The following is a 10,285-nucleotide window of genomic DNA, read 5'->3' as shown; positions in this document are numbered from 1 at the left end:
CACGACAAGCTGCGCCGGCTCCAGGAGCTGCTCGGGCACCGGGTGCCTGCCGGCGACCTCGACGCCGTGCTCGAGCACGCGTTCGACGCGGCCATTTCGCAGATTGAGAAGCGAAAGCTCGGGGCCACCGACAGGCCGCGCCGCGCCAGGCCTTCCCGCGACCCTCGACACATCCCGGCTCGCGTGAAGCGGGCCGTGCGAGAGCGCGACCAGGATCGCTGCGCGTTCGTCGGCGACAACGGGAAGCGCTGCGACGCGCGGCACGGGCTGGAGTTCGATCACGTGATTCCGGTGGCCCGCGGGGGTGAATCAACCGTGGCCAACGTGCGCCAGCTCTGCCGCGCCCACAATCAGTACGTGGCCGAACGGGAATTCGGACAGGACTTCATGAAGGGCAAACGACAGGCGGCCGTCGCGATTGGGATGCGCGCGGCGCTGAAGGATCGCCGCCCGGCCTAGAGCCCGGCCGCGAGCTCCGCCGGCAACGGTCGTTCGCGCGCCAGCGTCGCTGCCTCGCTCACGCCCAGCACGCCGTCCTCGACCACAATGCCGCGAAACAGCTCGAGCGGCGTCAGCTCGAAATAGATGTTGCGCGGCTTCACCGCCTCGGGTGCTTCGGCCCACACTTCCTCGGGCGGCATCTCGTCGATGCGCAGCGCGCCGGTCGCGGCCGGAAGGAATTTGCGTCGCGTCGCGATCGCGTAGACCGGCACCGCCGATTCGCGCGCCGCCAGCGCCGCGCCGTAGGAGCCGATCTTGTTGAGCACGCCGCGCTCGGTGATCGCGTCGGCGCCGACCCACACCATGGCCGTCTGGGAGAGGAGCAGCGGCAGCGCCGCGTCCACCACCAGCCAGCTCGCGACGCCGGCGGCGCTCAGCTCGCGCGCCAGCTCGCGACCCTCCAGGCGCGGTCGGCCTTCGCCGATCAGCGCGCGCGGCTTCCGACCGTCGGCGTGCGCGTGCAGCAGCGCCTCGCGCACCGCGCCGCTCGAAGACAGCGTCGCGACCCACGCGCCGTTCCCAGGCAGGAGCTTGCCCGCCCAGCCGGCGGCATCGCGCCGCATGTTGACCAGGTCGACGCGTTCGGCGGCGCACGACGCCGCGATCTGTTCCCGCAGCGCCGGCGGCGCGTCGCCGCGCCGGACGCCGGTGTCGGCCACCTCGAGCGCCCGCGCCGCGAACTGGTGGATCAGCGCCATGCTGGGCTGCGCGGCCTGCGCGCGGCGCAGGAACTGCAACAAGGCCGCGCGCAGCTCGGGCGCCTGCCCCGAGCGGTCGATACCCGCCCAGCGCTCGAGGCCGTCGAGGAACGCGAGCGACACCTCGCTCGAGCCGGAGGTGCGATCGTGCGCGAAGTCGCTCATGCAGGAGTCCGGTTCGCGCCGCGGAGCATCACGGTGCGGGAGGGAGCCAGCGCGCCGCCGGCCACACGAACGCCGCCAGCGAGGCGAGGCCGAGGAGCGCGAGCAGCGCGCCGCCCGCAATCGCGGCGCGGCGCACGACCCGCTGCGCGCGCGGCGCGAACGAGAAGCCGGCCGGACCGGTCAGCGCCACCAGTCCCCCGGCGAAGTGCGCGGCGGCCGTGATCACGGCCAGCGCCTGCAGAATCCAGACCACGGGATGCGCGAGCTGCGCGGACATCAGCTCGAACAGCGGCTTCTTTGCGGCCAGCCGTTCGGGCGAAAGGCGGATCGCCCAGACGTGAAAGACGACGTAGATCGAGAGATAGAAACCCGTCACGCGCTGCATCACACGCCACGCCTCGCTCGGCCAGGCGGGCTCGGTGGTCAACTGTCGCGCCGTGGCGAGCCACGCCGCGAGCGCGATGTGCGTGGCGATCGGCAGCGCGATCAGCAGCAGCTCGATCGCGCCGAGCATCGGGACGTGCGCGATCGCTTCCACCGCACGCTGATAGGCGGCCGGTCCGGCGAGCGCGCGGGAATTCACGGCCAGATGCGAGATCAGGAACAGCCCGAGCGGCACGACGCCGGTGAGAATCTGGGCCCGGCGCAGTCGGGCGAAGTCGCGGTCGGAGACTCTCATGAATGGGAGTGATGATGGCGCGCGGCACTATAGCAGAGCGCGCGCCGCACGAGCGTTGAGCGGCCGCGTGACGCTGTGCTATTTTGTCCCGGCATGCTCCGCGAGCGGTGTTTCGCCGGGACGGTCGGCGACCCGACTCGCCGATCCTTCCGCCTCATGGTCGCTTCGCCCGAATCCGGGGCGGAATTCACGATCCCATCCGGAGGCCGTGCTCGCCCGACATGAGCACCGCAGTCGCCGAACTCATCCAGCATCAGCTGCTGCCGCGCGTTTCCAAGCCCAACCGCTACTTGGGCAATGCGCTGCACGTGCCGCGCAAGCCGCTCGAAGCGGCCGAAGTGCGAGTGCTGCTGGCGTTCCCCGACGCGTACGAGATCGGCCTCTCCAACGTCGGCATCCGCATCATCCATCACGTGCTGAACCAGCGGAACGACGTCGCGGCCGAGCTCTGCTTCGCGCCCTGGCCGGACGCCGAAGCCGAAATGCGTCGCCTCGGGATTCCGCTGTTCTCGCTCGACTCGCACGCGCCGGCTTCGGCGTTCGACGTGATCGGCTTCTCGCTCCAGTACGAACTGCAGTACACGAATGTGCTGATGATGCTCGAACTGGCGGGGCTGCCGCTGCGCAGCGTCGATCGTGACGCGCGCCACGCGCTGGTGATCGCCGGCGGCGCTCAGGCGTTCAGCCCCGAGCCGATGGCCGAGTTCGTGGACGCGTTCGTGATCGGCGATGGCGAAGACGTGATCCATCGCGTGGTGGACGCGGTGGGCCAGGCGAAGCGCGGCGGCTGGGCCCGCCCGCGGCTGCTGAGGCATCTCGCCCATCTGCCCGGCGTCTACGTGCCGTGGGGCTACGAGACCGATACCAACGCGGAGGGCTGGCTGGTGCCGAAGCCGCGCCCGGGATTCCCGGCGCGCGTGAACTCAGTGTGGGTGAAGGAGCTCAAGGCCGAGTACTACCCGGCGGCGCCGCTGCTGCCGGTCGGCGAGATCACGCACGATCGCCTGTCGGTCGAAATCATGCGCGGCTGCACGCGCGGTTGCCGCTTCTGCCAGGCCGGCATGATCAACCGTCCGGTGCGCGAGAAGCCGGCCCAGCAGGTGGTCGAAGAAGTGCTGCAGGGCCTGCAGGCCACCGGGCTCGAAGAAGTGTCGCTGATCTCGCTGTCGTCCACCGACCACACTCAGATCGTGGACCAGGTGAACGCGCTGGCCGACGAGCTGTGCCCGACGCGCGTACAGATCTCTCTGCCCTCGACCCGGCCCGACAACGTGCCGGTGGAAGTGGCGCGGCGCATGGCGGCGCAGAAGAAGGGCTCGATCACGCTGGCCCCCGAGGCCGGCAGCCAGCGGATGCGCGACGTGATCAACAAGAATCACACCGAGGACGAGTTGCTGAATTCGGTCGGCACCGCCGCACGCGAGGGCTATACCAGCGCCAAACTCTACTTCATGTGCGGACTGCCGGGCGAGAACGACGACGATCTGGTCGCGATCATGGATCTGGCGCAGAAGGCCTGGAAGCGAGCGCGCGACGAGGGCAACAAGGGTTTCCGCATTACCGCCAGCGTCTCGCCGCACGTGCCCAAGCCGCACACACCTTTCGCGTGGGCGGCGCAGGTGAGTACCCGGGAGCTGAACCGCCGCCTGGGGGTGCTGCGCAAGGCCGCGCACGGCAAGCCCATCGCGCTCAAGTATCGCGACGCCGAGACTTCGCTGCTCGAGGGCGTGTTCACCCGCGGCGATCGGCGGCTCGGTCTCGCGGTGGAAGAGGCCTATCGGCGTGGCTGCCGCTTCGACGCCTGGAGCGAGCATCTGAAGTTCGACGTCTGGATGTCGGTGTTTCGCGACCTCGGCATGGATCCCGAACGCGCCCTGGTCGAGCGGTCCACCGAGCTGGAACAGCCGTGGGACGTGGTGCAGTCCCCGGTCACCAAGAAGTTCCTGGTGCGAGAGAAGATTCGCGCCGATCGCGCCGGCATCACCGATGATTGCCGGCTCGAGGATGTGTGCTTCTCGTGTGGCGTCGCGGAATGCCCGCAGCGGCCGTGGGTGAAGCAGCCTCACGCGCCGCTCGACCTCGGCGCGGCCCGGGCCACCGTGCCCGCGCCGGCGTTTGGTCGGCGGGCCCGCGAGTCCCGCGATCCCGGCCGTCCTCTGCCGGGCAGCGGGGTGGCGACCGCCACGCGTTTCCGCATCGTTTTCGAAAAGGGGAGCGAGATGCGTTTCATCTCGCACCTCGATCTCATGCGGACCTGGGAGCGGACGTTGCGCCGCTCCGGGCTCCCGCTCGCTTACACCCAGGGTCATCATCCGCACCTGAAGATGTCGTTCGGGCCGCCGTTGCCTCTGGGCTACCGTTCACGGGCCGAGGTCTTCGATCTGGAGCTGGCGCGGCCGCCCGCCGCCGATCTGGCGGCGCGCTTGAATGCCGCGCTTCCCGATGGGCTCCAGGTGCTGGGCTATCGTCCCATTCTTTTCAAACCGCCTTCGCTCATGAGTCAACTCGAGGGCGCGACCTATCGGGTGCGTTTCCCGCGAACGTATCTCGAGGAAGCCGGACTGAATCCGGAGACGCTCCTCGGCACCCTGCGGACGCGCATCACCGAGCTGCTCGCCCGGGAGCACGTGCTCGTGCGCCGGCAGAGCGAGGCTCAAACCCGCGAATTCGACGCACGACCCGCGATTCTGTCCCTCGAGGTCCTCGAGGACGAGACTCCGGCCGTCCTGCAGGCGCGCGTGAAGTTCACCGCGCGCGCTCAGGTGCGGCCCGAGGAGATCGTCGCCCTGCTGATCCCCCACGTCGACGCGCGCACGACCGACATCGAGCGCGCGTGCCTGTGGGCCGAGCATGGCGGCCGTCATCTCGATCCGCTGGAGCTGCTGGGGGCACGAACCTGATCGGCGGCGTCACGCGGGGTGCGAGACCCCGGTGAGACAACAGATCATCATCAACGCCGATTCCTACGAAACCCGCATCGCCATTCTCGAGGACGCCGAGCTCGCCGAGCTGCTGGTCGAGCGCGCCGAGCAGCGGCGCCACGTCGGCGACATCTACAAGGGCCGCGTCAATGCGGTGCTGCCCGGCATGCAGGCCGCGTTCGTCGACCTCGGGCTCGCCAAGACCGGATTCCTGCACGCTTCGGATCTGGTCGAATCGCTGACCGTCGATGAAGACCTTGGCGAAGTCGAGGACAACGGCCATCACGGCCGCCGCTCGCGCGGCACGCACCTCAAGATCGAGGACCATCTCAAGAAGGGCCAGGAGATCCTGGTGCAGATCACCAAGGAGTCGATCGGCACCAAGGGCCCGCGTGTCACCCAGCAGGTCAGCCTGCCCGGTCGCTACTGCGTTCTGATGCCGGGCGTGGATCACGTCGGCGTGTCGCGCCGCATCGAGGATCGCGCCGAGCGCCAGCGCATCAAGGCGATCATCGCCGATCTGAAGCCGCCGGGCGTCGGGATCATCGCGCGCACCGTGGGCGAGGGGAAGGCCGAGGACGACTTCGCGGCCGACGTGAAGCACCTCACCCGAATGTGGCAGAAGATCGACAAGAAGTCGGCGAGCGTGCGCGCTCCCGCGCTGGTGCATCGCGAGCTGGAGCTCACCGCCAGCCTGATTCGCGATCTGTTCACCGACGAGGTCGAAGAGGTGGTGATCGACGACAAAGAATCGTTCGCCGAGATCCAGAACTACCTGAAGTCGGTCGCGCCCGAGCTTCGCGAGCGCGTCAAGCTCCACAAGGAGAAGGAGCCGATCTTCGACGCCTACGGCATCGAGCCCCAGATCGAAAAGACCTTCGAGCGGAAAGTGTGGCTCAAGAAGGGCGGCTACATCTGCATCGACCACACCGAGGCGCTGGTCTCGATCGACGTCAACACCGGTCGCTTCACCGGCAAGAAGAACCAGGAAGAAACCATCTTCCGCAACAACCTCGAAGCGGCGCGCGAGATTCCCCGCCAGCTTCGGCTGCGCGACATCGGCGGCATGATCGTGATCGACTTCATCGACATGGAGATCGAGGCCAACAAGCGCGCGGTGCTCGACGAGCTGCGCAAGGAGCTGAAGAAGGATCGCGCCCGCACCAAGGCCTTCGCGGTGAGCGAGCTGGGTCTGGTGGAGATGACGCGGCAGCGCGAGCGCTCGAGCCTGCTCCACTACTACACCGAGGACTGCCCGCACTGCGGCGGCCTCGGCAAGGTGCCGAGCCACGAGACCATGCTGGTCAAGCTCGAGCGCGCGATGCGGCGGGTGGCGGCGATCGGCGGACAGAAGCGCATTACGGTGAAAGTTGCGCCCGAGATCGCGCTCTACTTCGTCGAGCAGGAGGCGCGGCGGTTCGCCGAGCTCGAGAAGCGCTTCAAGCTGCAGGTCGACCTGAAGGACGATCCGCAGTTGAAGCGCGGCGAAATGAAGGTGCTGAGCGAGAGGAAGCAGGACATCAGCCGGCAGGTGGTGGGAGCGGTGCCGGGGAACTGAACCCGGCGCGGAAGAGATCGGGAATCCCGGCGCGACCGAGCCGCATCTAGTGGGCTCGGTCATGGGCTTCCCGATCGCACGCCCCACTGTCGGTTTTTCGACACTCGCCCTCGTCGGACTCCTCGCGTCCGCGACCTCCGCGTCCGCCGCGTGGACGCAGGTCCCCGGCGTTCCCGGCATCATCCTCGATTCGATCTGGGCGAAGGGTGACACCATCGTCGTCGGCGGTGACAGCACCGTCATGGTCAGCGTCGATGCGGGGCTCACGTTCTCGCCTCAGGCGAAGGTGGTGGCCGGCGCCACCGAGATCCACGATGTGATCATGCGAAATCGGCGGCTCTACGCGAGCACCCGAGGCCAGGGCGTGTTCATCAGCGACGATCTCGGGGCATCGTGGCAGAGCTTCAATCTGGGCCTCGTCGGCGGCTTTGGCGACTCTCAGCTCGACGTCATCGACATGATCGCGCTCGGCGACAGCCTCTACCTGGCTACCGAGGGGGATGGCGCGTGGGTCCGGAACCTCACCTCCGGCACATGGCAGCGATTCGGCGCGATCTTTGGTCCCGCGCAAGCGTCCAACATGACTTTCATCGCGGCGGGAAACGGCCGGCTTCTGTCGGGGGGCGGCTTCAACGGCACCGCGTTCTTTCGTGATCCGGGCGATCCGGACTGGACGCAGACGCTGTTGTTCAACGATCGGATCGCGGCGGGACTCGCGGGACTCACCGCGATCTGGACCGGCGCGCGCTGGGTGGTGGGCTCGAACATCGGTGCATTCCTGAGTCCGACCGGCGATGTGCCCTGGACGTACTCGGACCCGGGGGCGGGTCACTCCCTGTTCACGGTGTCGTTCGCGATGCACGGCCCCGACCTGTTCGCCAACTTCGGCGCATTCAGCTCGAGCTTCATGGTGAGCCACGATCAGGGCGAGAGCTGGCAGCCGCTCGATGTCGTGCCGGTCCCCATCACCGGGCTGGCGATCCTCGGGAATACACTCTACGCCTCACGATTCGATGGTCTGTGGCGGTGGCCGCTCGATGACGTCGCAGGCGTTCCCCCGTCTCGCGCGCCGCGCCTGAAGTTCGCGATCGCCGGCGCACAGCCGGTTCGCGACGTGGTGCGCTTCCACTTCGAGCTTCCGGCGGCGGGGCGCGCCACGATCGACGTCTTCGATCTGGCCGGGCGGCGGGTGGCCTCCTCGATCGAGGGAACGTTCGCCGCGGGCACGAACGAGATCGCGTGGGACGCTCGCGCGCTCGCGCCGGGCGTCTATCACGCGAGACTCAACGCCGGCGCGCAGGCGGAGACGGCCCGGCTGGTCCGCGTGCGCTGAGCGACGCTACTCGATCACCTTGCGAAAACTCAGCGGCCGCTGCAGGCGCTCGAAGCCGCCGCGTTCCGGCTCGTCCATCTCGGCGATCACGCGCTCGAGCCCGCGCATGAGGTTGAGATCGTCCAGCATCGCGACCGAAGTCGGCGGTCCGTTGACGTAGGCGATGATGCGCACGCGCGCGCCGAGGATGTTCCAGGCCTCGGCGGCCTCGCGCGTGGGCGGATAGCCGAGCAGGATCACGATCGCGTCCGCCTCTTCGGGAATCTGCTGCAGGGTCTCGATGGCCTGAACGCCGGTGGGCCAGCTCGGCAGCGAGATCACCAGATGCTGGACGCCCTTCACCAGCACCAGGTCGTGCAGCTCGCCGTAGGTGGGCACGCGGTTGAAGCAGACCGAGGTGCCGAGCGACATGTCGGAGCGGTCGAGGACCAGCGGCCAGATGCGAGCGCGCCCGGCGGGACGCTCGGCGAACGGGCTGCCGAGCGGCGAAGCCGGCTGGTCGGGAGTGGAAGCGGGCGTCGAGGCCGGCGGCGGCCCGGTGGCGGCGCAGCCGGCCAGAACCGCCAGCGCGGCAATGAAGATCGGGAATCTCATGCGAACCTCCTCGAACGCTCGCTCGGCCAGGTCCAGCGGCTTACCCGCGGGGCCGGAACTCGCGCCGACTATGGCGCTCGCGGGGGTGGGCCCGCAACCGCGCTTGACCGTGCAACCCGGCCCGTGGTAGAAACTTCCGCCTCCCAATGAAGGTAGGAGCACTGCGCGCGCCCACCGGAGAGGTCCACATACCGTCAGCCGCCGGGTGCGGCGCTCGAATGGAGATCCGATGTACGCGATCGTCAACGTGAACGGCACTCAGACCCGCGTGACCAAGGATGAGGTCATCGAGGTTCCGCGCCTGACCGGGGAGCCCGGCCAGACCGTGACCTTCGACCAGGTCCTGATGGTTTCCGACGGCGACAAGATCGCCGTGGGCCAGCCCTACGTGAAGGGCGCCAAGGCCACGGCCGAGGTGATCGAGCAGTTCCGCGGGCCCAAAGTGAAGGTGTTCAAGTTCAAGCGCCGGCGCGAGTATCGCAAGCGGCGCGGTCATCGTTCGGAGCTCACGCGCCTGCGCGTGACCGGCATCCAGGCCTAGGAGCAAGCATGGCGCACAAAAAGGGTCAGTCCTCGTCCAAGAACGGGCGCGATTCAAATGCGCAACGGCTGGGCGTCAAGCGCTTCGGCGGCGAGCTGGTGAACGCCGGCACGATCATCGTTCGCCAGCGCGGCACGCGTATCTTTCCGGGCAAGAACGTCGGCATCGGCGGGGACGACACGCTCTTCGCGATGATCGACGGCCGGATCCAGTTCACCCGGTACGGTCGCGACCGCAAGAAGGCGAACGTCGTCCCGGTCGAAGCCCCGAGCACCAACTAGCTCGTCACTCGATCCGGGCTCTCGAAAGCCAGTCCGAGCGCCGCGCTCGATCCGGTCGAATCGGCCGTAGCGAGCGCGGCGTTTGTGTTTGACTCTTGATACTCATGCCCCGAAAGGGAGGTTCGCGGTGAAGAATCGAGTGGCGGTGATCGGAGCGGGAAACGTGGGCGCGAGCACGGCGCTCTACGTGGCGGAACGTGGCCTCGCCGACGTCGTGCTGATCGATCGGCCCGAGCTGGAAGGCATGCCGCAGGGCAAGGCGCTCGACATGCAGCAGTCTGCGCCGCTGTGGCACAAGGGCGGCAAGCTCGAGGGCGCGACGGATCTTTCGGCAGTCAAGGGCTGCGACGTGGTGGTGATGACCGCCGGCTTTCCGCGCAAGCCCGGCATGTCGCGCAGCGATCTGCTGAAAGCCAACGCCGACATCGTGCGGCCCGCCGCCGAGGCGGTGAAGAAGCACGCGCCCAACGCCACCGTCGTGGTGGCGACCAATCCACTCGACGTGATGGCGTGGCTGTTCTGGAAGACCACCGGCTTCCCGAAGAATCGGGTGGTCGGCATGGCCGGCATTCTCGACAGCGCGCGCTTTCGCGCATTCCTGGCGATGGAGCTCGGCGTCTCCGGCGCCGACGTGCAGGCGATGGTGCTGGGTGGCCACGGCGACTCGATGGTGCCGCTGCCGCGCTACACCACGGTGGGCGGGATCGCGGTGAGCGAGCTGATCCCGGCCGAGCGGCTGAACGCGATCATCCAGCGCACGCGCGACGGCGGCGCCGAGATCGTGAAGCTGCTCAAGACCGGCTCGGCGTACTACGCGCCGGCGATGTCGGCGGTCGAGATGGCCGAGGCGATCCTCACCGACCAGAAGCGGCTGGTTCCCTGCTCGGTGCTGCTCGAGGGCGAGTACGGTCTCAGCGGTCTGTTCATCGGCGTGCCGGTGGTGATCGGCGCGCACGGTGTCGAGAAGATCGTGCAGCTCAAGCTGTCCGCCACCGACCAGGCCGCGCTGGCCAA

General features: G+C 68.3%; 10 protein-coding genes. 7 read left to right on the top strand and 3 right to left on the bottom strand.

All coding sequences use genetic code 11. The annotated features are described in order from the left end of the window. Nucleotides 1–459: HNH endonuclease (locus tag VMJ70_10515; GenBank protein HTO91552.1), on the top strand; the 459-nt coding region annotated here is incomplete at its 5' end. Here VMJ70_10515 and VMJ70_10510 read toward each other — a convergent pair. Beyond that, complete coding sequence (locus VMJ70_10510; GenBank protein HTO91551.1) at nt 456–1,364, bottom strand: hypothetical protein; 909 nt, start codon at nt 1,362–1,364, stop codon at nt 456–458. The genes VMJ70_10515 and VMJ70_10510 overlap by 4 nt on opposite strands. A gap of 28 nt (nt 1,365–1,392) precedes the next feature. Continuing rightward, entirely contained in the window at nt 1,393–2,043 is a 651-nt protein-coding gene (locus VMJ70_10505) for a hypothetical protein (protein ID HTO91550.1), read from the bottom strand. Between the two features lie 221 nt (nt 2,044–2,264). On the opposite strand from VMJ70_10505, the gene VMJ70_10500 reads away from it, so the two are divergent. The 3 genes from VMJ70_10500 to VMJ70_10490 are packed head-to-tail and all read left to right on the top strand — an operon-like array spanning nt 2,265 to nt 7,855. Next, nucleotides 2,265–4,943 carry a TIGR03960 family B12-binding radical SAM protein gene (locus VMJ70_10500; GenBank protein ID HTO91549.1) on the top strand — a complete coding sequence of 893 codons (2,679 nt, stop codon included), beginning with the start codon at nt 2,265–2,267 and terminating at the stop codon, nt 4,941–4,943. A gap of 31 nt (nt 4,944–4,974) precedes the next feature. Beyond that, complete coding sequence (locus VMJ70_10495) at nt 4,975–6,522, top strand: Rne/Rng family ribonuclease (protein HTO91548.1); 1,548 nt, start codon at nt 4,975–4,977, stop codon at nt 6,520–6,522. A 49-nt stretch (nt 6,523–6,571) separates the two neighbouring features. Continuing rightward, complete coding sequence (locus tag VMJ70_10490; GenBank protein ID HTO91547.1) at nt 6,572–7,855, top strand: T9SS type A sorting domain-containing protein; 1,284 nt, start codon at nt 6,572–6,574, stop codon at nt 7,853–7,855. Nucleotides 7,856–7,861: 6 nt separating this feature from the next. On the opposite strand, the gene VMJ70_10485 is transcribed toward VMJ70_10490, so the two are convergent. Continuing rightward, nucleotides 7,862–8,449: a hypothetical protein gene (locus VMJ70_10485; protein ID HTO91546.1), complete on the bottom strand. Its 588-nt coding sequence runs from the start codon at nt 8,447–8,449 to the stop codon at nt 7,862–7,864. 229 nt (nt 8,450–8,678) lie between these two features. On the opposite strand from VMJ70_10485, the gene rplU reads away from it, so the two are divergent. The 3 genes from rplU to mdh all read left to right on the top strand — a co-directional run. Continuing rightward, entirely contained in the window at nt 8,679–8,990 is a 312-nt protein-coding gene (gene rplU, locus VMJ70_10480; GenBank protein ID HTO91545.1) for a 50S ribosomal protein L21, read from the top strand. An 8-nt stretch (nt 8,991–8,998) separates the two neighbouring features. After that, nucleotides 8,999–9,271, top strand: coding sequence for a 50S ribosomal protein L27 (gene rpmA / locus VMJ70_10475; GenBank protein ID HTO91544.1), 273 nt, complete (start codon nt 8,999–9,001; stop codon nt 9,269–9,271). Nucleotides 9,272–9,398: 127 nt separating this feature from the next. Further along, the coding region (gene mdh, locus VMJ70_10470; GenBank protein ID HTO91543.1) for a malate dehydrogenase at nt 9,399–10,285 on the top strand (887 nt) is incomplete at its 3' end.

It is taken from the genome of Candidatus Sulfotelmatobacter sp. (assembly GCA_035498555.1).
GTDB lineage: Bacteria > Eisenbacteria > RBG-16-71-46 > RBG-16-71-46 > RBG-16-71-46 > DATKAB01.
This window is presented reverse-complemented; position numbering and strand designations above follow the sequence as displayed.